General features: G+C 56.6%; 18 protein-coding genes. 8 read left to right on the plus strand and 10 right to left on the minus strand.

The features are described from left to right. Positions 1-83: 83 nt before the first annotated feature. Positions 84-1,898: a translational GTPase TypA gene (gene typA / locus J2I48_RS15215; protein WP_207336327.1), complete on the minus strand. Its 1,815-nt coding sequence runs from the start codon at positions 1,896-1,898 to the stop codon at positions 84-86. Between the two features lie 302 nt (positions 1,899-2,200). On the opposite strand from typA, the gene J2I48_RS15220 reads away from it, so the two are divergent. Then, the gene (locus tag J2I48_RS15220; protein WP_229376309.1) at positions 2,201-4,336 is read left to right on the plus strand and encodes a ComEA family DNA-binding protein; all 2,136 of its coding nucleotides are present in this window, start codon (positions 2,201-2,203) and stop codon (positions 4,334-4,336) included. A gap of 223 nt (positions 4,337-4,559) precedes the next feature. On the opposite strand, the gene J2I48_RS15225 is transcribed toward J2I48_RS15220, so the two are convergent. After that, positions 4,560-5,435, minus strand: a complete 876-nt coding sequence (locus J2I48_RS15225; RefSeq protein ID WP_207336328.1) for an FKBP-type peptidyl-prolyl cis-trans isomerase — start codon at positions 5,433-5,435, stop codon at positions 4,560-4,562. A 97-nt stretch (positions 5,436-5,532) separates the two neighbouring features. Further along, positions 5,533-6,591 carry an MBL fold metallo-hydrolase gene (locus J2I48_RS15230; protein ID WP_229376316.1) on the minus strand — a complete coding sequence of 353 codons (1,059 nt, stop codon included), beginning with the start codon at positions 6,589-6,591 and terminating at the stop codon, positions 5,533-5,535. A 117-nt stretch (positions 6,592-6,708) separates the two neighbouring features. Between J2I48_RS15230 and J2I48_RS15235 the strand changes: the two genes are divergently transcribed. After that, a complete protein-coding gene (locus tag J2I48_RS15235) occupies positions 6,709-7,392 on the plus strand; it encodes an NUDIX hydrolase (RefSeq protein WP_207336330.1) in 684 nt (227 codons plus the stop codon). A 48-nt stretch (positions 7,393-7,440) separates the two neighbouring features. Beyond that, positions 7,441-8,112: a 2-C-methyl-D-erythritol 4-phosphate cytidylyltransferase gene (locus tag J2I48_RS15240; protein WP_207336331.1), complete on the plus strand. Its 672-nt coding sequence runs from the start codon at positions 7,441-7,443 to the stop codon at positions 8,110-8,112. Between the two features lie 15 nt (positions 8,113-8,127). Here the strand turns inward: J2I48_RS15240 and J2I48_RS15245 are convergent, their stop codons facing one another. Beyond that, positions 8,128-9,537: a pyridoxal phosphate-dependent decarboxylase family protein gene (locus J2I48_RS15245; RefSeq protein ID WP_207336332.1), complete on the minus strand. Its 1,410-nt coding sequence runs from the start codon at positions 9,535-9,537 to the stop codon at positions 8,128-8,130. Between the two features lie 120 nt (positions 9,538-9,657). Between J2I48_RS15245 and meaB the strand changes: the two genes are divergently transcribed. Both meaB and J2I48_RS15255 read left to right on the plus strand, forming a co-directional pair. Then, positions 9,658-10,647 carry a methylmalonyl Co-A mutase-associated GTPase MeaB gene (gene meaB / locus J2I48_RS15250; protein ID WP_207336333.1) on the plus strand — a complete coding sequence of 330 codons (990 nt, stop codon included), beginning with the start codon at positions 9,658-9,660 and terminating at the stop codon, positions 10,645-10,647. 102 nt (positions 10,648-10,749) lie between these two features. Next, positions 10,750-11,841, plus strand: a complete 1,092-nt coding sequence (locus J2I48_RS15255; RefSeq protein WP_207336334.1) for an alkene reductase — start codon at positions 10,750-10,752, stop codon at positions 11,839-11,841. Positions 11,842-12,147: 306 nt separating this feature from the next. On the opposite strand, the gene J2I48_RS15260 is transcribed toward J2I48_RS15255, so the two are convergent. The 6 genes from J2I48_RS15260 to J2I48_RS15285 form a co-directional block, all read right to left on the minus strand. Further along, on the minus strand, positions 12,148-12,759 hold the full coding sequence (locus tag J2I48_RS15260) for a hypothetical protein (protein WP_207336335.1): 612 nt from the start codon (positions 12,757-12,759) through the stop codon (positions 12,148-12,150). Between the two features lies 1 nt (position 12,760). Continuing rightward, positions 12,761-14,071, minus strand: coding sequence for an LVIVD repeat-containing protein (locus tag J2I48_RS15265; RefSeq protein ID WP_207336336.1), 1,311 nt, complete (start codon positions 14,069-14,071; stop codon positions 12,761-12,763). Between the two features lie 141 nt (positions 14,072-14,212). Continuing rightward, entirely contained in the window at positions 14,213-14,698 is a 486-nt protein-coding gene (locus J2I48_RS15270) for a hypothetical protein (RefSeq protein WP_207336337.1), read from the minus strand. Beyond that, on the minus strand, positions 14,695-15,927 hold the full coding sequence (locus tag J2I48_RS15275) for a serpin family protein (protein ID WP_207336338.1): 1,233 nt from the start codon (positions 15,925-15,927) through the stop codon (positions 14,695-14,697). The genes J2I48_RS15270 and J2I48_RS15275 overlap by 4 nt, the downstream gene beginning before the upstream one ends. Positions 15,928-16,017: 90 nt before the next feature. Beyond that, positions 16,018-17,880 carry a hypothetical protein gene (locus J2I48_RS15280; protein WP_207336339.1) on the minus strand — a complete coding sequence of 621 codons (1,863 nt, stop codon included), beginning with the start codon at positions 17,878-17,880 and terminating at the stop codon, positions 16,018-16,020. Next, positions 17,877-18,431, minus strand: a complete 555-nt coding sequence (locus J2I48_RS15285) for an RNA polymerase sigma factor (protein ID WP_207336340.1) — start codon at positions 18,429-18,431, stop codon at positions 17,877-17,879. Before J2I48_RS15285 ends, J2I48_RS15280 begins: the two co-directional genes overlap by 4 nt. Positions 18,432-18,672: 241 nt before the next feature. Between J2I48_RS15285 and J2I48_RS15290 the strand changes: the two genes are divergently transcribed. From J2I48_RS15290 to J2I48_RS15300, 3 genes are read left to right on the plus strand one after another with little or no spacing between them, the layout of a single operon-like run. Next, positions 18,673-19,542, plus strand: a complete 870-nt coding sequence (locus J2I48_RS15290; RefSeq protein ID WP_229376325.1) for a sugar phosphate isomerase/epimerase family protein — start codon at positions 18,673-18,675, stop codon at positions 19,540-19,542. A gap of 19 nt (positions 19,543-19,561) precedes the next feature. Continuing rightward, positions 19,562-20,272, plus strand: coding sequence for a hypothetical protein (locus tag J2I48_RS15295; protein WP_207336341.1), 711 nt, complete (start codon positions 19,562-19,564; stop codon positions 20,270-20,272). A 32-nt stretch (positions 20,273-20,304) separates the two neighbouring features. Then, a complete protein-coding gene (locus J2I48_RS15300) occupies positions 20,305-23,151 on the plus strand; it encodes a PVC-type heme-binding CxxCH protein (RefSeq protein ID WP_207336342.1) in 2,847 nt (948 codons plus the stop codon). Positions 23,152-23,251: the final 100 nt, after the last annotated feature.

Raw genomic sequence — 23,251 nt, forward strand, 5'->3', positions numbered from 1 at the left:
TGTCACCCCGAGCGCAGTCGAGGGGCCGCGCGGCAGCAACCGCCAGCGCGAAGCCACTACAAACCACCAACCACAAACCTCTCTTACGCCATCGCGAACTTGTTCGCGTTGCGTTTGCGCTCGTTTTCGTCGAGGAAAATCTTACGGATACGCATCGATTTTGGCGTCACTTCGAGGTATTCGTCTTTCTGGATATACTCCATCGACTCTTCCAGCGAGAACTGGATCTTCGGCGCGATCTTCACGTTATTATCTGAACCAGACGCCCGCATGTTGGTTAACTGCTTGGCAGTCTGCACGTTAACCACAATGTCGTTCTGACGGTTGTGTTCGCCAATAACCTGACCGGCGTAGATTTCATCACCCGGATCGATAAAGAATACGCCCCGATCCTGTAGTTTGTCAATTGAGTAGGCCGTGGCCGAACCGCTTGTCATCGAGATCAGCGACCCGTTGATCCGCTCAGGAATCGCGCCTTTGTAGGGTTCGAAGCTCTTAAACCGGTGCGTCATGACAGCCTCACCGAACGTAGCGGTGAGCACGTTAGACCGCAGCCCGATCAAACCCCGCGACGGGATTTCGAACTCCAGGTGTTGCAAATCGCCCTTCGGTTCCATGATCAGCAGTTCGCCTTTGCGCTGCGTGGCCAGTTCAATCACCTTACCGGCGGTCTCTTCGGGCACGTCTACTACCAGGGTTTCTACCGGCTCCAGTTTCTGGCCGTTTTCGTCTTCTTTATACAATACCTGCGGCTGACCCACTTGCAACTCGTATCCTTCGCGACGCATGGTCTCGATTAGGACCGAAAGGTGCAGAATGCCCCGGCCAAATACCAGGAAGCGGTCTTCGCTGTCGGTGGTTTCTACGCGCAGGGCCAGGTTTTTCTCGATCTCCTTGTAAAGCCGGTCGCGGAGGTGGCGTGATGTCACAAACTTACCTTCCTTACCGAAGAAGGGCGAGTTGTTGATCGTGAACAGCATGTTCATCGTCGGCTCGTCAACGGCAATGCGGTCAATGGCTTCGGGGTTTTCCAGGTCAGTCACGGTATCGCCGATCTCGAAATCTTCCAGGCCTGTGATGGCGCAGATATCGCCGCAGGGTACCTCGGCGGCTTTCACCTTGCCCAGGCCCTCGAACGTCTGCAACTCTTTGATTTTCACGCGCTTCACCACGTTTCCTACTTTCACCAGGGCCATGCTGGCGCCTTCTTTCAGCGTACCGCGCGACACCCGGCCAATGGCGATCCGACCTACAAAGGCCGAATAGTCGAGCGAGGTGATCTGCATTTGGGGCGTACCCTCTACCACCGGCGCGGGCTTGATATGCTCCACGATGGTATCGAGCAGGTATGTGATGTCAGTGGTTGGCGTTTTCCAGTCGGCACCCATCCAGCCTTGTTTCGACGAGCCATATACGGTCGGGAAATCGAGTTGGTCTTCGGTGGCACCGAGGTTAAACATCAGGTCGAACACCTCTTCGTGTACTTCGTCGGGGCGGCAGTTTTCTTTGTCGACTTTGTTAATCACCACGATGGGCTTCAGACCGAGAGACAGAGCTTTGCCGAGTACGAAACGCGTTTGGGGCATAGCACCTTCAAAAGCATCGACCAGCAGACAAACGCCGTCGGCCATTTTCAGTACGCGCTCTACTTCACCGCCGAAGTCGCTGTGGCCGGGGGTGTCGATGATGTTGATTTTTACGTCGTTGTAGCGCACCGATACGTTTTTCGACGTAATGGTGATGCCACGCTCACGCTCCAGGTCGTTGTTGTCGAGAATCAGGTCCTGGAATTCCTGGTTGTCGCGAAACAGTTTCGAGGCGTGAATAATTTTGTCGACCAGCGTAGTTTTGCCGTGGTCAACGTGGGCGATAATCGCAATATTGCGGATGGATTGCATACGATGTCAGAAGTGCCTGAAAGGGTGCCTTTCCCGTCAGGAACAGCACCGGCTAATTTTCCCGCAAAGGTACGAAATCTTACACTGAAAAACAGTTATTTACAATTTATTAATCTGATTTCGCGCGTAGAGGCCCATGCGACTCGTATAAGTACAATTTGTTCCGGTAACCATCCAGTAAGCATAGAGCAAGTGGTTACTTAATAAGAGCAACCTCGCCGAACGAGTTGATTTTCAGTCACTCACTTGACTTGTTACGTCACTTGCCGTAGTTTTCGTCACCTACCGAAACCTACCTGCTTTTGAGACGACCGTTTTACCCAATTCTGGGTCTGCTGGGTTTATGTGCCCCCGCCGCCACAGCCCAGTCTATTTTCCCTGTCCTACCTGTTCAAACCCCCGGCTCAGTCCGCCCTGATGAGGCCCTGACGCGGCTGTTTCAGGTCTTATTTCCCGTACAAACCGACGGGATCGATTACGCTGCCGTGTTCGACAACCTGGCGCAGTTCTACACCAACCCGCTCGACCTGAACAGGGCCACCCACGACGAACTGGCGGCCACCTACCTGCTCACTGAACGGCAGATCAACAGCCTTATCAGCTACCGCACTGCCTACGGCGATTTGCTGGCCGTGGCCGAATTGCAGGCCGTACCTGAGTTCGACGTGGGCACCATTCAACGCCTGCGCCCTTTTGCCACCATCCGCACCGGCACCCTCACCGCCGACCTGCCCGCGCCCACCGACAACTACCTGATGCTGCGCTACGAACGGGTGCTGGAAGAGCAAAAAGGTTTTTCACCCGCCACGCCCGACTCAAAAGGCAAGCTGCCGCTACGTTATCTGGGCAGTCCGGGGCAGTGGTACGGGCGGTTTCGGCAAAGCAGGCCGGGCGTCTACAGCGTAGGCGTTACGATGGAACAGGACCCCGGCGAGGCTTTCCGCTGGAACCCCGATGGGCGGCAATATGGCATCGATTACGTCTCGTTTCATGCCCAGATCCAGAACCGGGGCCGGTGGCGGAACGTGATTGTCGGTGATTTTCAGCAGCAGGTGGGGCAGGGGCTGGTGTTTTCGGCGGGCTTTTCGCTGGGTAAAAACGCCGAAACCATCCTGACCGTGCGCAGGCCCACGCTGGGTGCCCGGCCCTACACCTCGCTCACCGAATATGGCTACCTGCGCGGTCTCTCGGCCACCTACGCCCTACTGCCCAACCTCGACATCACCCTGCTGGCCGCCCGCAACCGCCGCGATGGTAATGTGATTACGGGGGCCACCACCGCCGACGAAGACGTAGTTAGCTCGTTCGGCACGTCGGGTCTGCATCAGACACCAACTGACCTGCTCGATCTGCGCTCGGTGCTGGAAACGAACCTGGGCGGGCACCTGCATTTCCACCGAAATGGCTTACAAATAGGCCTCAGCGTACTGCAAACGGCGTTTGATAAGACCCTGAAGAAGCGCGATCAGACCTACAATCAGTACGAGTTTATGGGCAAACAGAACCTGGTGGCGGGCCTGCACGGGAGCCACGCCTGGCGCAGTATGAACCTTTTCGGTGAGGTGGCCTACAGCAGCGGGTCGGTGGTCAACAGCGGGGGCATCGGAGCCGTGGGTGGGGTGCTGGCCAGTTTGGGGCGGCGGGTAGACGTGGCGTTGCTGGCCCGGCATTACGACCGCAATTTTCACTCGTTCTACGCCAATGCCTTTGGCGAAGCGAGCAAAACCAGCAACGAAACGGGCGTGTATGGCGGGGTGAAGTACAGTATCTACCGTAGGCTGACCCTCAGCGGTTTTGTAGACTGGTTCCGGTTTCCGTGGTGGAAATACCTTATCGACGCACCCTCCGACGGGTTCGATTACCTGCTGTCGGCGCAGTATTCACCAGATCGGCAAACGCATTTTGCCTTGATTTTCCACGATGAACACAAAGAAAAAAACCGTCCGGGTGGCCTTCCGTCTGGTAGTAAGCTGACGCCCAAAGAAGTGGTGAACACGGTGCGCCGCAGCCTGACCCTCACCGCTGAATGGACGCCCGCGCCGGGGCTGACCCTGCGGTCACGTCTACAAGCTGGTTTGTACGGATATACCTCATCGTCAACGAGTTCGCAGGGGTTTGCCGTGGTGCAGGATGCCACCTACGAACGCGGACGGCTGAGCCTGAGTGGCCGCTTGGCCTATTTCAACACTGACGATTACGACAGTCGGCAGTACGTATACGAGCGCGACGTGCTCTACGCCTTTTCTTTCCCCGCCTACGCCGATCAGGGGTTCCGGCATTATTTACTGGCCCGCTACCAGGTCAACCAACACCTCGATGTCTGGTTCCGCTATGCCCGCACCGACCTGCTAAACCAACCCGACATCGGCTCTGGCCTGGACCTTATCAGCGCCCCCCACAAAACGGACCTGACCGTGCAGGGGCGGTGGCGGTTTTAGTGATTGATTGTATTGGTTGATGAGGTTGTAGTCTGGCTTGGCTTCGCGCTCTAGGCCCCGCGGCGGCGGACCGTCTCGACTGCGCTCGGAGTGACAGGCAAATAAGAGCATTCTCAAAGAGTTGATTCAAATTCGTTGTCACCCCGAGCGCAGTCGAGACGGTCCGCCGCCGCGGGGCCTAGGGCGCGAAGCCAACAACCCGCTTAGTCACTTCAACTAATCACTACTGCGCAGATATAATCTCTATATCAAACGCCAGCGGGGTATAGGGCAGAATGGCTCCGTTGGATGTGCCGGTTGACCCGTATCCGAGTGATGATGGGAAGATGATTGTCGCTTTTTCGCCCACTTTTAAGGCCTTGATACCCGCTTCGAAACCGGGTACAACCTGATTTCGACCCAGAGTCACGTCGTAAGGCAGCTTGGCGTTGTCGTCGAAAACGTTGCCCGACCGGAGGAATTTGCCCGAATATTTTAGGGTCACTTTTTGGCCATCGGTGAGAGCCGCGCCGGTGGTGGTGCTCACGGTTTTGCTTACCCGCAGGCCGGTAGTTTGCTTGTCAACGTTGGTCAGTTTGTTGCGTTTGATATAATCTTCAATCTGCGCATCTTCCGAACGCACCGCTTTCAAAAATACATCGAACCGGACGGGTGAATTGGCGAGTAATGCGCCCACCGGCCGGTCGCCGAAGGCCACGTAGGACGGAAACAGGAAAATGGCTTTTTCGCCTTCCCGCAACTTACCGAAACCGATTTCAAGCCCAATCAGCATTTTGCCCAGCCCAAACGGAAAATAAGCCGACGAGTCTTTTTTGGTGCTGTCGATCTTGGTATTGCTCAACGAGCGGATCACGTACGAGAACTCCAGTTCCTCGCCCTGGGCGGGAGCTTTACCCGCGGGGTTGGCCTGGGTAATCTGGTACCGTACGCCATAGGATGCCGACTGCGTGACAAGGCCGTTATTCTTGACGTAGACGGCAATGTCGGTGGTGTCTTTCGTAAAATTGGCTATGGCCGGGTCGATGTAGGTGTCTTTACACGACAAAAAGCTGGCAGCAATACATAGGGCGGCTACCAACGCCAAACTGAGATTACGCATAAACAAGAGTGTTGATTCCGGCCATCCTACCTGGTGAACAGAGCCATTGAGTGATACAAAGAATACCCCGTTTTCTGGCTAAACGTTGGAACAGACTTTAAAAATTTACGCTTTCCCCATTTTTCAGCGCCCGAAAACGAGCCGGGTCGATGCCGTTGGTGGCCAGTGCCCGCGCCAGGTCGGTAACGGGTTCGCCCTCACCATCGTCGGCGAGGGGGAAGGTGCCGAAGTGAATGGCCACGCTCTGCTGTGACTGTACGTCCTGATGCACCTGCACGGCCTCAGGCGGGCCAATGTGCACCGGCGACATAAACCAGTTAGGCTTGTAGGCACCAATGGGAATGAGCGCCAGCCGCAACGGACCAAACTGCTGCCCGATGGCCTTGAAGTGCGGCCCATAGCCCGAATCGCCCGCGAAATAAATCTTGCCAACGGCCTTATTATCAAGCACATAGCCCGCCCAGAGCGTGGCGTCGCGGTCGAACATGCCGCGTCCCGAAAAGTGCTGCGCCGGTACGCAGTGCAGCGTGGTTTGAGCGTTGATGGGGGCCGACTGCCGCCAGTCCAGCTCGGTGATGTTGGTGATGCCCTCGCCCTCCAGAAACGCCTTGATACCCAACGGGCAGTAGATCAGGGGTTTGTCGCGGGCGGCGAGCTTCTTGACGGTGCCAATTTCGAGGTGATCCCAGTGGTTATGACTCAGCAGCAGCACGTCAATGTGGGGCAGGTCGTCGAACCGGATGCCGGGGGGGCTATTGCGCGCGGGGCCAATGAATGAGAACGGACTTACGCGGTTTTCGTAGATCGGGTCGGTGAGGATGTTCAGCCCGTCGAACTGAAGCAGCACCGTGGAGTGGTTCACGTAGGTGACGCGCACGGGACCCCGAACGGGACCCTTCCGGGTCGAATCGACGGCTACGCGGTCGGCGGGTTTGGCCCCGGCGGCTTCGGTATGGAAGGGGGGCCAGGGTTCGGAGATGTCGTGGTTTAGCTGCCACTTAATCACGTCCATCAGGCCACGGGGCTGGGGAGCGCCGGGGGTAAAAAACGTTTTGCCGTTGAAATGGTCCGACACGGGACCGGTGTATTTGGGGGCCGAGATAAGATAGCCTATGAGCAGGGCCACCAATACGAACACCACAACAAGTACTAGCAAACCAAGCAGTATTTTTGAGAGCATAACTAGTCGGACATTTTTGGCCCAATGGGCTAACAGTGGCCTTTGGTTGGCAGTTCATCAGACAGAACCCCTTACGATGTAGTTATCCTCGCTATGGCCAATCACTCTATAGAAGCATTAGAAGACGCCCCCAAGTTTAAGTTCTGGAAAAAACAACTGGAACAAAACGGGCTGAAGATCAACAAGATAGATAACCATTTTATCCGTAGGCGGCACAATGGCGAAGTGCTGTTTGCTATGCTCACCGTAGATGCCGACACGCCCGAAGGCGACAAAATCCCGCCGGTTTGTTTCCTCAAAGGCCACGCTGCCTCAGTACTCGTCTGCCTCATTGACGACCAGACGGGCGACAAATTTGTGGTCCTGGTTCGGCAGCGCCGCATCTCCGACGGTTCGCACACCTACGAACACCCGGCCGGCATGGTCGACACCGACGACGACCCCACCGACACCGCCGCCCGCGAGGTAGGCGAAGAAATTGGCCTCGTCATCACGCCCGACGAACTAACGAAGCTGAACCCGCAGCTATGGTTTCCCAGCACCGGCACCAGCGACGAAGCCATGCATTATTACTTTGTGGAGAAGACCATGCCCCGCGCCGAGATCATGGCATTTCACCTGAAGAAAATAGAGAGTGATTCTGACTATGAGCGCATTACGTCGGTGATTGCCACCCTGCCCGAAGCCCATAAGCTGGTCACGAACGTCAACGGCCTGCTCATCCATTTCCTTTACCTTCACAACGTAGGCGACTACGAGACGATGAAGAAGCTGTGAGCGATTGCTTAGCGACAGACCACCTGGACAACGTTAAACTCCCCACCCTTGACACGCACCACTTCTTTCTACGCCATCATTGTGGCGGGCGGCAGCGGGAGCCGCATGAAAACCGACGTGGCCAAGCAGTTTTTGCTGCTACACGGTAAGCCCATTCTGCAACGCACCATTGAACAATTTCTGGCCTATTCGCCCGATATCCCCATCCGCCTGGTCCTGCCCGAACGTGACCTGACCGTTTGGGAATCGCTCTGCGTCGAACACGAATTTCATCCCGCCAACGTCACCACCGTTATTGGCGGGTCCACGCGGTTTCAGTCGGTGCGTAATGGCTTGGCGAATATCCCGACAGCCGCCGATGGTACGGGGCTGGTGGCGGTGCATGACGGCGTAAGGCCCTATGTATCAGCAGATACCATTGCCATCAGCTTTGCTACGGCCTCGCACAAGGGCAGCGCCGTTGCCTGCGTGGCGGCCAAAGATTCGGTCCGGCTCGTGGGCGAAAACGGCCACTCGGAAGCTGTTGACCGGGCGCGGGTGCGGCTGGTGCAAACACCCCAGACATTCCGCCTCGACTGGTTCCGACAAGCGTTTTCCGGCCCAGAACAACCCCACTTCACCGACTGCGCCAGCGTGCTTGAATTCGCAGGTTACCCCATCACCCTCATCGAAGGCGACTACGAAAACATCAAGATCACCACGCCGGACGATTTGACGTGAGTTCAAGGTTTGAACTCACCCTTCTATTGCATCCAGCAACGCTGCCAGATGCCCCGCCGTCGTAAGCGGATTCATGAGCGACACGCGAAGCCAGACGCGCTCCCGCAGGGTGGTCTGCACGATATAAAATTGGCCTTTGTGCAGTAAGCGCTGCCTGATCTGGCTATTTAGCAAATCGATCTGGGCGGGGTCTGATGTCTGGCCTGCATAGCGAAAACAGACAATGTTGCTCTCCGGCTCAACGGCCAGTTCAAAGCCCGCCCGCTCTCGAACCAGCGCGGCAAACTGTCGGGCCAGACCATAAAGTATTTCCACGTTTTGGGCGAAAAGCCCTTCGCCATAAGTACGCAGCACGGTGTATACTTTGGCGCTCATCATCAGCTTGGTACACTCGAACGCCCGCTTCCCCGAATTGAACCAATCCTGGGCATCGGCGTCGGCCCAGAGGTATTGTGCTTTCTGCTGAAACGTGCGGAACGAATCGGTGCCGCGCTGGTAAATCAGGGCCGTCACCAGCGCCGGAATCATCATCATTTTGTGAAAATCGACCACCACCGAGTCGGCTCGCTCTATACCCCGCACCAGCGGCCGGTAGGTATCGGATAAGGCCGCCACGCCGCCGTGTGCCCCGTCGGCATGAAACCAGAGGCCGTGCGCCTGGCAGAAATCGGCAATGGCCGTCAGGTCATCATATGAGCCGGTAGAGGTGGAGCAGGCCGACCCGATCACGGCAAACACGGTGAGGCCGTCAGCACGGGCTTTGGCCAGGTATGGTTCCAGCAAATCGGTACGCATCTGGAAGCGGTCGTTGGTCGGAATTTTGATGATACCCGCGCTACCCAAGCCCATAATCCGGGCGGCCCGGTCTACGCAATAGTGCGCTTCGTCAGACACCATAATAGCCAGCCGGTTGGTGGTGCCTTCTGTCCAAACGTCGGCTGGCGCAGCCACAGCGCGGGCCGTGAGCAGGGCCGTTAGGTTAGCCAGCGTACCGCCCGATGTAAGCAAACCGCCCGCCGCAGCGCCCAAGCCCAGTTTTTTGGCCAGCCAGCCCGTCACGATGCGTTCCAGCGCGTTGGCGGTCATGCCCATTTCATACACGGCCTGCCCCTGGTTGAGCATCCCCGTCAGCAGGCCCGTCAGTGCCGCCAGGGGCAAGGGCGGGGCCACCTGATGCCCCATAAACGCCGGATTGTGCAGGTGAATAGACCGCTGAATCATATTGGTCAGCAGGGGCAGCGGATCAGCGTTGGTGGGCTGGGCAAAGTCGGCTTGCCAGTAGGCAAGTTGCTCGTCAGGCTCAGCATATGTCAACACGGGCGCAGTTCCCGATTCGGCCTGAGCTAAATGGTCGGCCAGGAGGTCGACCAGCGCGTGGCCCTGTTGGCGGAACAGGTCGGGGTTGTAGGCATCGGCAAGGTTCATGGAACAAAGCAAGCCGTTAATATTGACACGTGGAAATGCTTATTTGTCATGGGGCGCTGTGTCAGGCGCACGGCTTTTTACCCCAAATTGCCTACTGCCACTGCCTACTGCTACCAAACAATGCGCCCCCGTCAACACCCCTCCTACTACATTGATGGCCTCCGGGCGGGCGACCGGCTAGTGCTAAGCCGGGCTATTACATTGGTAGAGAGCCGATTAGCAACTGATCAGGCGTTGGCGCAGGCAGTGCTGGAAGGGGTGCTGCCCCACGTGCCGCCAACGTCGGTGCGGGTGGGCATTACGGGCGTGCCGGGCGTGGGCAAGAGCACGTTTATCGAAGCCTTTGGCAAGCACCTCACGGGCCTGGGCAAGCAGTTAGCCGTGCTCACCATCGACCCCAGCAGCCAACGGTCGGGCGGAAGTATCCTGGGCGACAAGACCCGCATGGAAACGTTATCGATGGACCCGCTGGCCTACATCCGTCCCTCGCCCGCCGGTGATTCGCTGGGGGGCGTGGCCCACCGCACCCGCGAGACTATGCTCCTCTGCGAAGCCGCTGGATTCGACCTCATCCTGATCGAAACCGTGGGCGTGGGGCAGTCCGAAACGCTGGTGCACGGCATGGTCGATTTTTTCCTGCTGCTCATGCTAGCCGGTGCGGGCGACGAGCTTCAGGGCATGAAACGCGGCATTATGGAACTGGCCGACGCCCTGGCCATTACCAAAGCCGACGGCGACAACGCCGCCGCGGCTGACCGCGCCCGGCTGGAATACCAGCATGCGCTGCATCTCTTCCCCCCCACCGGCACCGGCTGGCAACCACCCGTATTGACCTGCTCGGCGCTCACTGGTATGGGTATCAGCGCGTTATGGGAGTTGATTGAAAAGCACCAACGGCTCATGAGTCAACCCAACCACGACGGTACGTCGGTGCGCACCCGCCACCGGCAACAACAGGCCCTCGACTGGTTCAAAACCCTGCTGCGTCAGCGGATCGAGCAACAGTTTTTTACCCAAAATGGACTGACCGATAAATTACAAGCTATTGAAAAACAAGTGATTAACGGCGATTTATTACCAAGCATAGCCATTACAAAATTGTTTCTATAACCAATTTATATTCTTACATCTGAATTAAATGTAGGCACATGTAAACCCTTTTCAATGGCTCTGTTGTTGTGCTTATGTCTTTGTACATACAACCAATAACGCATGGCAACGCAATTGTTTTCTCCAACTACGCTTGGTGCTATTTCATTGAAAAACCGGGTGGTGATGGCCCCCATGACGCGCAACCGCGCTACAGTCGGGCACGACGTAACGCCCATTATGGCCACGTACTATGCCCAACGGGCCTCGGCGGGGCTAATTATTACCGAAGGTATTGCCCCCTCGGCCAACGGCAACGGCTATGCCCGCGTACCGGGTCTGTATACTTCCGCACAGGTAGAAGGCTGGAAAGCCGTGACCAGAGCGGTACACGAAAAAGGGGGTAACATCTTCGCCCAACTCATGCACACGGGCCGCGTTGGTCACCCCATTCATATGGAGGCCGGTGCCAAAATAGTAGCACCTTCGGCCATTGCGGCGGCGGGGCAGATCTACACCGACGAGCAGGGCATGCTGGATCACCCCACGCCTGAGGTCATGACCAAAGCCGATATTGAGCAGGCGATTACGGAGTTTGTAACCGCCGCTCAAAACGCCATCGAGGCTGGTTTCGACGGGGTTGAAATTCACGGGGCCAATGGCTACCTGGTGGAGCAGTTTTTGCGCCCAACCACCAACCAACGCACCGACGAGTACGGCGGCTCGACCGAGAACTACGCCCGCTTTGCCGTGGAAGTAGCCACCGAAGTATCGAACGCGATTGGTGCTGACAAAGTAGGTATCCGCCTGTCGCCCTACGGTGTGTTCAACGATACACCCTATTCACCTGAATATGACGCCATTGCGCTGCACGTGGCCAAAAAACTGAACGGTATAGTAACGTACGTTCACCTGGTCGACCACCAGTCGATGGGCGCACCGGCGGTGGCCCAGAGCATTGTCGACGGTATCCGGGCCGCTTTCAAGGGGACATTGATTCTGAGCGGTGGCTACGACGCCGATCGGGCCGAAGCTACCCTAGCCGAAGGCAAGGCTCAACTGATTGCCTTTGGCCGTCCGTTTATTGCCAACCCAGATCTGGTAGAACGTATGGAAGCTGGCACCGACCTGAACCAGCCCGATTTCAGCACGTTCTATACTCCTGGCGAGAAGGGCTATACGGATTATCCGTCTCTGGCTGAAGCGACTGTTTAGGGGGGTAGGGGTTTGTAGTTTGTGGTTTGTGGTTGCTTCGCGCTCTAGGCGTCAGCAACTACAAACCACAAACTAAATTCTACTTACTGCATTGAATTTGTCGGGTTTTTTAGCAAAAATCCCTCTGCTCAATTATTTCTTCTGATTATCCTATATTCTATCTTTGTGGCCGTACAGTTTCCTATTCCTGACCCTTTCCTTTCTTTCTTACTGTCAGCCTGTTACTGCTTAGATTGACCAAACGATATTAAAAAACGAAGCGGATAGGGCAATGCCCTATCCGCTTCGTTTTTTCAGAGGCTAGCTTTAGAAAGCTATGCCCAGCCGAACAGCCAGCCGGTTATACACCCGGCTTTCGTCGCGGCTGATGTCGTTCCATTGCAGGGGTTTGGCAGCTTGCACAGCCTGCCGTTTGTAGCTCAGCGACAGCACAAAGGCACCTTTGCCGGGCTTACCCAGCCGCAGGCCAATGCCGGGGTTCAGCATCAGCCCGCCCTTGATTTCATTGTTGGTGCTGGATTTATCTAACCACGTGAAGCCATAACCCGCATCGGCCGACACAAAGACCCGTACGTTTTTGTCGTTGGGTTTGGCTAGGTCGTAGCGCAGGCCTGCTCCTACTGGCATAAGTAACGCCGCCGAATACCAGTCTACGGCCACCACGCCCCCCACCGCCAGTCGGGGGCATAGCTGCACCCCGTTGAACGTCTGGATTGTCAGGCTGATTTTATTGTCGACTTGCTCGCCGTTGTTGCCGTTCCAGGTATTGACGGTATAGGCTACGCGGCCAAATAACCCGCCCACTTCGGTGTAATTGACAAACGGATGACCCTGTTTAGTCACCGGAAACTGGGCCTGAGCAGCCGTCATACTGACCAGTAATGCCCACACGCATAAAAGCATTCGGTTGGGGTGCATGTCAGGTCAGGCTTGGACGAGTGACGGGTAGCTTGCTCAACAGGCGCAACCGACCAGCGGCGGTGTATTCGTACTGGTAAAAGCCATCGCGGCCAATGAGCAGTAACGTTTTCTGCCCCGAAACGCCACCCAACGGGATCACATCGTAGGCCTGTACGTCCTCGATGTGCTGCTGCAAATTCTTGTCGATCTGCATGGGATCGGCGACGTTGAACGACTTGACACCGTAGGCACCCTCACAAACAAACAGATTCGGAAAATCGACACCGAGGCCGTAGGGGCTGCGCATGGGGTAGCTTTTCAGCAGTTTAGGATTAGTGAGGCTACTAATATCGACCACGTCGAGTTGATTGCTGGCCCCGCCACAGCCGCCGCCACCCCGCAGCGTCACGTAGGCCGTGTTGTCGTTGACCACCACCGGGTCGCAACGGCGAGCGTGTTGAAAAACAGCTAATTGCTTCGGTTGCGCCGGGTTGGCGTTATCATAGATGAGCATGCCCGTCTGCGACCCCAGGAACAACTTGTCTTTGTAAGGAAAAATGGTTTCGATACCCCAGCCCAGGTTAATGGTGTTGCTGAGCGTGGGCGCGGCAGGGCTGCTGATGGTAAACAGCTTCATGTCTGATTGCCCCACGGCATAGAGGTAGTCATTGTAAAGAGCAAACCGGGCCATAGAACCGCTGGTGCCGCTGGTTGTGGTACTGCCGCCTGATCCCGTGCTTTTATCGGCAGAGGCCGACAGAAAACTCACCGGCCCCCACCAGCCGCCTGTAGTGGGCATGGCTTCGCAATTGGTTTTTACCGATTGGGTGATGTAGTCAACGCGCTGATCCTGAACGAGGTCATTATTGTTTTGGGGATTGTAGTACCACCAGCCCCCGTCGAACTGCCCCTGAACGAACACGTTTTTCGAGCGGCTCACCTCGTGAATGTCGGCGAGGTTGCTGATGTCGAACGTGACGAGATCCATGTAGCTGTCGGCATACAAAAAATTATTGCGGATGGCTACGTCACCATTGCCGGGTATGCTGATGAACGCCAGCGGCTTTGGGGCCGAGGGGTTGCGGTTATCAATGACGTGGATACCCTGCTTTAGCTCATTGATAAACAGGTAGCCGTCTTTCGTATAGATTTTTCCGGGGTTGACCATCCCGCGTGCCTTGTCGACACCCACCCCCAGACGAATCTGCGAAGTGGTTAGTGAAACGGGCGTAAACTGCCGGAATGTGCGGGTTTCGGTGCACTGATCCGTACACGACGAGTCGATCCAGATCAGGGGCAGCAACAGGAGAAAATAGATCAGTTTTTTCATGGTAAGGCGTTTTAACGTTCGTTAACACCATGAGCCTTAACGCGTGCTCATCGTTGGAACCGGGCACAAAAAAAATCACCCGGCAGCAAGGCCACCGGGCGATTCGGTCCTACACAAAATGTTGTTGAAGTTTCTGATGACTCAATTGACTCGCTGAAAAATCAGCCGTACCTGCAAATCTATACACCCCCCCAGCGTGGGCTCGCTGCGCAAATACAGTGCTCCCTCTTTCGTGATTGAGCCGGTTTTTACCCGACCAAGACGAGTCAAATAATCGTTAGAAGCCTGCGCCTGCTGAGGCGTCTCGGCAACTTTTGACGTCCAAAACACGGGGCTGAACTTCATATCAACTTCAGTGGCACTACTGGGCGCATAGTCGAGCGATGAGGTGTACCTGTTTACGGGGCCTTTTCCACTGACGCCGTAACTGTTTTTAGTGCCTGTACCAAAGGCAGTTGGCTCAATCGTCAGCGTGATTGGATAGGTGGCATCAGGCGCAACCAATACCCAATTACCAACAAATTGCGCTACCCTATTGGGGTTGACAGGCTCAACAGAGAAGGCCTGCTTTTTGGAACAACCTGCGAATCCAACCAAGGCTGTGCAGGCAATCAGCAGCGTTTTCATAGCGATTCTGTTGGGTTAGCGATTTTTCCCATGAACAAAATCGTGCCGGATGCTTTCTCGTGAATCACCACCACAAAGGGCCGGTCGCAGAGGTACGGTTGCGGCCCCAACGACGTGACGCCCACGCCAACGCTCGTAACAGCGGCTGCCGTAGTTCCTTTTTCATCCACAGCCACATAGGCTTTTTGCTTCACCGACGTCAGCAGCAGCCCGCCGTTGGGGTTAATACCCGTGAAATCGGCGCGGGGGGTGAAGGCGGTAGGCATACCCATCTGGCTCAGTATGTCGTTGAGTTCGGTTTCATATCGCAGCTTGAACCGGGGTAGGCCAATATCTATTTTGCCGCCCGTCATATCCGTTTGCAGTTGCGTCCAATCGGCGGGGGTAAGTGTACTCAAGAGCTTGTCGGCGGTGTTTTCGGGGGTGGGCAGCAGCACCGTCATGGCCGTGTTGCCACTACCGTAGGGCAATTCAAAGGCCGTGTAGGTGGGGCGAAAAGCACGGCGCAGGTCGGTGTCGAGGCGCATCATCTTCACCTGTTTCTTGCTGCCATTGGCCAGCGTAAAGGGCAAATCGACGGTTTTGGCGGGGTCGAACTGCGCTTTCCAGTCGCCTTTGAAATAAATAGCGTTCAGCAACAGCATCACCTCATCGGGGCGGAGCGATTCTAACACTTTCGGAATCAGGCCGTTTGTTTTGCTGCCAGCCCAGTCATTGATGATCCCTACGCTGGCCGGGGCGTTGAAATCGAGGCCACTTACGCTGGCCAGAAAACTAGTGGTCAGCGTGTTCTGAAACGCGGGCGTTACCGTAAATCCGTTGCGGTACCACACCGAGTTAGCCAGTTTGATTTGCACCTGCGGGTCCAGCAACGGCAGGTCCTGCATCAGTTGCGAATACGCCTGGTTCAGATCCATCAGCGACTGCCCGTCGGCGTTCAGGACCTTGAGCATCTCGGTTTTGGTAGTGCCGTTAGCACCGTTCAGCACCATGCCGAGGGCCATGTGAAGGCTCAGCGGCGAAAAAAACACGTCGCCACCAGTTGCCGACTGGTTCAACCGCTTAAAGGCATCGAACGCAAACGCCGACGTCTGTTGCACCAGTGGCGCAGCAATGCGCAGCTGCCGGGCCGACGGCGCAGGGCCGCAGCATTCCTTCACGCTGCACCCCGTTACCACCCACAGGCTTAGGCCCACGGTGGCTACCAATAAGAAACGCAACTTGTTCATAACGTGGGGGTTGGTCATTCGCTTCGCTGTCATTCATTGCCTTCACAACTAATGACGATTGAATGACAGCGAAGCGAAATGACTAATAGTTTAAAAATGCCTGTCAACGCTAAAACATACACCCATATTTTGGGGCAGGGCCTGCACGCCTACTTCGGGTTTGGTGATTGAGTGCAGGCTCTGCTGGAACGTACCGGCCAACGACGCCGACCAGTGTTTGTCGGGCCGGAAACGGAGCCGCATCCCGGCAGTGCCCGCCACCGTAATGGGGCGGTAGACACCGTCCTGCGTTTTCACGGTGATGGCATCGGCCACGGTGTTGCGCACAAACAGGTTCGAGACCATACCCGTCAGAAATGCCAGACCAAACTTGCGGCGGGGGCGCAGTTCATAGCTGAGCTGTACCGGCACCTGCACAAACTGATAGGTGTTGCTAACCCCATGAACCACTGCCCGGTCATAGCTGGTGCTGGTCACAAATGCGTTGCGTTGCGCGGTGGCCGTATAGCCATTATTACCATCCAGGGCACTATTTGCCACCATCTGATTGGCGCTGTTGCCCACCAGATCAGTATAGAGCGTAGGAGCGTTGGCAAAGGCAGCACTGTTTTTATCAGCCGATAGGGCCGACGAACGAACCGGACTTTGCACCACCGATTGCCCGTTGAGCAAGCCCACACCCGACTCCACCGTCCAGTGGTCGGATAGGGGTATGCCCACGCTCATTTGTAGGGCAATGGCCCGCCCGGCACGGCTATCAAGGGCCAGAGCAGGCACGGGACCGGCACCCGACGTCAAGGCGTTTGTTGGTGCGTTGTTGGTGTAGGCCAGGCCACTGACCGGCCGCATGGCCACCGACGGGTTAAACGACGACGCAGCCATACCAGCCGAAATCCACGCTTTCTGGCGGCCTTTTCGGGCGGATTTTGGGGCTTCATCCAGCATCTTTTCCGACTGTGGCAGTTCCGGCGAAAACCAGACAATGCGCTCATTGCCAACCACTTGCTTCGGCAATTCACGGATAGCTAATGACTGAATCATGGGCGTAAGCTGCTCATACAGTGCCACTTGCTCATTGGTTATTGCTGGCGCAGGTACTACGACCAATGCCGGGGCAAGCTGTTCTGCGCCATTCGGTACGGTTGGCATGGGGGGCACCACTGTTCCACCTGTTGCTGACGGCACAAAGCGTGAATGCATCGACTGCGAAAAGGCCAGTTGCGTCTGCATGTCCGAGACCGGCGCGGGCTGGTTGGCTGCGGCGCGGGTCAGTGTAGTGGGGCGCACGGCCTGATCCATGCCACTGGCCAAACGGGTGGTCTGTTGCACCGACACCTGCATCGAAATCGTCACTGATTCGCTCGACTCAAACTGGCTGATGGTGTCGGCCGACGCAGCAGCTTCGGAAGCCACTACCGAAGCCAGCACGTTGGGTTTTTCGCTAGCAACAGGTGGAGCTATCCGAGCAATATGGCGCGGGCTGGCGGGCCACTGAACGCCTGTCTTCGCCGCTGCGTGCGCATCTGATCGCGCCACCGACTCAGCCGCTGTAGAGCCAGTAGCAGGCGCGGGTGGAGTAGTTGGCGAGGTTGCCGGGGTAATTGCCTTTTGTTGCTTTTCAGCAGCCAACTGATTGCCATTCAATCTATTAGTGTCAGTAGTACGTAGACTCCACCAGCCCAGCAAGGCCAGGAGCAAGGCCGCGGCTATGCCCGCCACCCACCGCCCAAACACTACCGAACGGCTGGGGGCATAGGTCAGTAAGGGCAACACGCCGTCCTCATCGTCGAGGTCGAGCTGGCGTTCAATACCACTCCAGACGCGGGCGGGCGGGGCTTCGCTGGCGTTCTGAAAAGCCGATGCCCACGCGCTGTCGGGCGTGCCCGATGGCGGTGGTACGCCGGGGCTGCCCGATGGGGGGTTGTTAGACGAAAACGTGTTGGAACGATTCATGGCAAATAATCGGTACGAATAGGTTGGTCGGCCAGGAGCTTCTGTTGGAGCAGCCCCCTGGCGCGAAAAAATTGCGATTTCGATGTCCCTTCCGAAATACCCAGCAAGGCGGCAATTTCGGGGTGGGTATAGCCTTCTACGGCGTATAGGTTAAAGACGGTCTGGCAACCCGTGGGCAACTCCTGCACCAACTGAAGCAGGTACTGGTAGTTGAGCGTGGGCAGCACGTCGGCGTTTTGTGGCAAAAAATTCGCCACTTCCTCCACGTCTGTCATGTGATCGAAGGGTTTGTTTTTGCGGAGGTGTTTCAGCGCCGTGTTGATGGCAATGCGCTTCAGCCAAGCCTCCAGTGGGCATTCAAACCGAAACTGGTCCATATGCCGAAACACTTTCACAAACGAATCCTGCAACACATCGGCAGCTTCGTCGGGGTCTTTTATGTAGCGTTTACAGACGGCAAAGAGCTTTCCGGCAAACCGCTCGTAGAGCAGTCGCTGCGCAGCCCGGTCCTGATTCCGGCACCCGTCTACAAGCGTTCGTTCATCCAGCATACTGTGTAGGTACGTTAAAGACCCACCGACTACTGATTGCGTTGGAACGGTGGGTAAAAAAAGTTTGGTAGCCCTTTCTCAAGGTTAGAGCCGACAGGCAATAGCATAGAGCCAAGAGGTGAGAAGCAAGAGACAAGACGAAAGATTAGTTCGAACCAAACAAGTCTTGTCTCTTGCTTCTTATTTCTTGTTTCTTGCTTCTCATCTCTTGCTTCTTGTCTCTTGCTTCTCATTTCTCACTATGAAACAGACACGACGCCACTGGCTTAGTACAACGCTGAACATGAGCGCTTTAGCGCTTGCTACTCCGCTACTGGCCGAACGTGTAGCCACCCGCCCCGCCGTGCGCATTGGTGCCTGCGACTGGTCTATTGGTCCCGCCGCCGACATCGCCTGTTTCGACGTGGCCAAGCGTATTGGCCTCGACGGCGTACAACTCAGCTTCAACACGCCCGCCAAACCCCAGCACTTACAACAAACTGCCGTACAACAAGCGTACCTGGATGCCGCCAAACGTACGGGCGTTCGCATTGGCGGGCTGGGCATTGGCGCGCTCAACGAGGTACCCTACAAGTCGGACCCGCAGACCGAACAGTGGGTGCATGATAGTATTGGCGTGGCCAAAAGCCTGGGCGTGAAGGCCGTATTACTGGCATTCTTCGCCAAAAATGACCTCCGCAACGACCCTGCGGGCATTACCGAAGTGGTGCGTCGGCTGAAGGCGGTGGCACCCGTAGCCGAACGGGCGGGGGTGCAACTCGGCATTGAAAGCTACCTCACCGCCGAACAGCACCTCGACATCATTGACCGGGTGGGGTCGTCGGCTATTAAGGTCTATTACGACCCTCGCAACGCCACCGACGCGGGCAACGACATTTTCCGGGAAATTGCGCTGCTGGGCAAACGACATATCTGCGAACTACACATCAAGGAAAACGGCGTCCGCCTGGGCAACGGCACCATCGACTGGCCCCGCGTGCGGCAGGCACTGGCCGACGCGGGCTACGAAGGCGACGGCTGGATGCAGATTGAGTGGGCCAAAACCAAAGACGACGATACAGTGGCTGCCTACCAGCATAATCTGGCCTATGTAAAGCGTAACTTAGTGTAAACAAACACAACCATCATCCGTGAAAAAGTCTGTCAATCCGTTAGTTGCGTTTCTGCTGCTATCCTTGACCAGTTTGGCCCAAACAACGACACCCGCTGCTGGCATGGAGCAGGTAATCAACAGCCCATTCAACAACCAGACCCTTCGCCGGTTTGACCTGAGCGAAACGGGACTAAAAGGCACGCCTATGGCCCTGCCAGACTGGGCACCGGGTACGCTCACCTTCAAATCGGGCAACACCATTGCCAACGCGCTATTTAATTATGATGCCTTGCATCAGGAGTTATGGGTGAAGCGGTCACCAAAAGATTCGGTCCGCTATGCGGCGGCGGGTGTCAGGCATGTAATGATACAATTACCAAATGCGCCTCAACCAACTCGTTATGAACAGCTTACCGGCTTAACCACCGACGATGTTGCCCTAAAAACGGGTCTGGTCCGGGTGGTGTATCAGGGCGCTTACTCACTGGTGCAGTTGCCCGTCAAGCAGTTCTACAAAGCCCCGGCCAAGCAGGCATACGGCGAGACGCAGGTGTTTGATGAGTTCCGCGACGAGTCAGTCTATTATATTATCCGCCCCGACAAAACCGCCGAACGCGTGAAACTCAACCGGAAATCGCTGACGGCAGCCCTGCAAAGCAAAGGCCCGGCGTTTGAAACCGTATTGAAAGACAAGAAGTTAGACCCCAAAGTAGAAGCTGACGTAGCTACGGCGCTAACGGGACTTTAAACAAGTTTACTGTTTGCTGTAAACTAAAAGATATGAAACTCACCCTCCCCTTGTTCGCCGCCTGGCTCTGGACACTGCCAACGGGACAGCCGGAACCCGTTGACCCGAACCGGCTCTTCCTGCCCGACGACCTGGAGGCGACGCTCTGGGCTGAGGGGCCAATGTTTTATAATCCTACCAACATGGATCTCGACGCGCGGGGCCGCGTCTGGATCACGGAAGCCGTTGATTATCGGGACTTTAACAACAAGCCCGACACCCACCTGACCCACCCCAACGGCGAGCGCGTGATGATTCTGGAAGACACCGACCACGACGGCAAAGCCGACAAGTCGACGGTGTTTGTAGAGGACAAAGAACTGGTGTCGCCGCTGGGCATTGCCGTGCTGGGCAACAAAGTGTACGTCTCCTGCGCTCCCAGCCTGGTGGTCTATACCGACGAAAACGGCGACGACAAAGCCGACAAGAAAGAGATTTTTCTAACTGGTTTCGGCGGCCTGGACCATGACCATTCGCTGCACGCGCTGGTGGCAGGTCCCGATGGCAACTACTATTTTAACACGGGCAACGCCGGGCCGCACCATGTTACCGACAAGGCAGGCTGGACCCTGCGGTCGGGGAGTTTGTACGTGGGCGGCACACCCTATAACAAGCTCAACAAGGGCAATCAGGTAAGCGACGACGGGCGCGTGTGGGTGGGCGGGCTGGCGCTGCGCATCCGCCCCGACGGCACCGGCCTGAAAGTGATGGCGCACAACTTTCGGAACAACTACGAAACCGGCATCGACTCGTATGGCAACCTGTTTCAGAACGATAACGACGATCAGGTGGTGGCCTGCCGCACCAGTTTTCTGATGGAGGGCGCCAACGCAGGCTATTTCAGCAGCGACGGCACCCGCTACTGGCAGGGCGACCAACGCCCCGGTCAACCCATTCCCACTGCGCACTGGCACCAACAAGATCCTGGCGTGATGCCCGTTGGCGACATCAGCGGGGCGGGTTCGCCCACGGGCGTGGTGGTGTATGAGGGCGACGAACTGGGCGAGGCGTACCGGGGCACGCTGCTCAGCGCCGAGGCGGGCCGCAACGTAATTTTTGGGTATAAACTCAATCCGCAGGGAGCCGGTTACGACCTGAGCAACCGCCGCGATCTCATCAGCACCTTTCCCAAAGTAGATGAGAATTACAAGTGGAACGACGTCGGCGACGATCCGCGCAAGTGGTTTCGTCCGTCCGATGTGTCGGTGGGACCAGACGGGGCCATTTACATTGCTGACTGGTATGACCCCATTGTGGGGGGCCACGCCATGCACGACAAAAAAGGGTATGGACGCATTTTTCGTATTACGCCCAAAGGCAAAAACCTGACCGTGCCAACGCTGAATTTGACAACCACCAAAGGCCAGATTGCCGCGCTGCAAAGCCCGGCCATCAACGTTAGGCTGCTGGGATTCAATGCGTTGCGGATGCAGGGCGACAAGGTAGCTAAGCCCGTTTCCGAACTGCTCAACGCACCTAACCCCTACCACCGCGCCCGCGCTGTTTGGCTACTGAGCCAGCTTGGTCCCAAAGGCCATGAACTGGCAACCAACGCCCTGACCAACGCCGACCCGCAACTTCGGCTCACAGCGTTTCGAGCGTTAAAAGAGCAACCGGCCACTACCCTCGTTTCGCTGTGTAGGCAACTAGTGAATGACCCCTCCCCCGCTATGCGGCGCGAAGTAGCCATTGCCCTCCGCGACGTACCCGCCCCCCAGGCGGTGCCGCTGCTACTAACGCTCATGAACGGCTACGACGGCAGTGACCGCTACTACCTCACCGCCCTCGGCATTGGCGCACAAGGCAAGGAATCACCTATTGGTCAGGCAATTACGGCTCAGCTATCACCCGACCCTGCCAGCTGGAATCCCAAACTGGCCGATCTGCTTTGGGAACTGCACCCCGCCGAAGCCACTGAGCTATTCACGAAATGGGCTAGTAATCAAGCCCTTACCGCCGATGCCCGGCAGCAGGCCCTGACCGGGCTGGGCTTTGTGCGTACCCCCATGGCCGCCCGCGCTATGGTCGAACTGGCCAAATCGAGGGATACGACGCTGGCGAAGCAGGCTGCCTATTGGGTGGCCTTCCGGCGGGGAAACGACTGGGCTACGCTCGTGAATTGGGACGAATTGCTGCCCAATAAACTATCTGACGCTGAGCAACAGGTGTTGGCCCAACGCCAGCAATTGCTGGATGAATACGTATCCATAGCCGACAAGACCAAACTAGCCGTGAGCATGGCCCACACTCCCGAAGGTGGTCGTTTGCTGGTGGGCCTTGTAGCCGACAGAAAACTACCAAAAGAGCTTGTGGGGCCTGTTTCGGAGGTGATTTTCACCAATCCAGATCAGAGCGTGCGCACCATGGCGAGTGATTATTTCAACAAACCCGGCACAGCCCGCACAGTATCGATTCGGCAGATTGCGAGCCTCACCGGCAACGCCGAAGTGGGAAAGGCTGTCTTCACCACTAACTGCGCCACCTGCCACAAACACGGCGCGGCTGGTGCCGAAATTGGGCCGGAACTGACTAAAATCCACGAGAAATTCGACCGCAACGGTCTGCTTGATGCCATCGTGAATCCCAGCGCGGCTCTGGCGTTTGGCTATGAACCCTGGCTCATTACGACCAGAAACGGGCAGACCTACTATGGATTCCTGATCTCTGACGGTGCCCAGGCTATCGTAGTGAAAGACGCCGCCGGCCAAAAACACACCCTGCCCACGGCTCAGGTTGCTTCGCGCAAGCAATACACCACCAGCCTTATGCCCGACCCCGTTGCTATGGGCCTCACCGACCAGCAACTCGCCGATTTATCCGCGTTTTTGCTGAAGCGATGATTAGTAAAGGACAAATTGGTTGCGCCTTGTGGGTTGGCGCTCTAACGCCTGGCCCTTCGACTGCGCTCAGGGTGACAACGACCTTGAATCAACTTTACTA

The sequence above is a fragment of the Fibrella aquatilis genome (assembly GCF_017353255.1).
Lineage (GTDB): Bacteria > Bacteroidota > Bacteroidia > Cytophagales > Spirosomataceae > Fibrella > Fibrella aquatilis.

Coding starts and splice junctions, on each gene's coding strand:
- J2I48_RS15260 (WP_207336335.1), bottom strand. CDS start 12,759: ATGCACCCCAACCGAATGCTTTTATGCGTGTGGGCATTACTGGTCAGT.
- J2I48_RS15280 (WP_207336339.1), bottom strand. CDS start 17,880: ATGAATCGTTCCAACACGTTTTCGTCTAACAACCCCCCATCGGGCAGC.
- J2I48_RS15225 (WP_207336328.1), bottom strand. CDS start 5,435: ATGCGTAATCTCAGTTTGGCGTTGGTAGCCGCCCTATGTATTGCTGCC.
- J2I48_RS15285 (WP_207336340.1), bottom strand. CDS start 18,431: ATGCTGGATGAACGAACGCTTGTAGACGGGTGCCGGAATCAGGACCGG.
- J2I48_RS15290 (WP_229376325.1), top strand. CDS start 18,673: ATGAAACAGACACGACGCCACTGGCTTAGTACAACGCTGAACATGAGC.
- J2I48_RS15255 (WP_207336334.1), top strand. CDS start 10,750: ATGGCAACGCAATTGTTTTCTCCAACTACGCTTGGTGCTATTTCATTG.
- J2I48_RS15300 (WP_207336342.1), top strand. CDS start 20,305: ATGAAACTCACCCTCCCCTTGTTCGCCGCCTGGCTCTGGACACTGCCA.
- J2I48_RS15270 (WP_207336337.1), bottom strand. CDS start 14,698: ATGAAAACGCTGCTGATTGCCTGCACAGCCTTGGTTGGATTCGCAGGT.
- meaB (WP_207336333.1), top strand. CDS start 9,658: ATGCGCCCCCGTCAACACCCCTCCTACTACATTGATGGCCTCCGGGCG.
- J2I48_RS15275 (WP_207336338.1), bottom strand. CDS start 15,927: ATGAACAAGTTGCGTTTCTTATTGGTAGCCACCGTGGGCCTAAGCCTG.
- typA (WP_207336327.1), bottom strand. CDS start 1,898: ATGCAATCCATCCGCAATATTGCGATTATCGCCCACGTTGACCACGGC.
- J2I48_RS15245 (WP_207336332.1), bottom strand. CDS start 9,537: ATGAACCTTGCCGATGCCTACAACCCCGACCTGTTCCGCCAACAGGGC.
- J2I48_RS15235 (WP_207336330.1), top strand. CDS start 6,709: ATGGCCAATCACTCTATAGAAGCATTAGAAGACGCCCCCAAGTTTAAG.
- J2I48_RS15265 (WP_207336336.1), bottom strand. CDS start 14,071: ATGAAAAAACTGATCTATTTTCTCCTGTTGCTGCCCCTGATCTGGATC.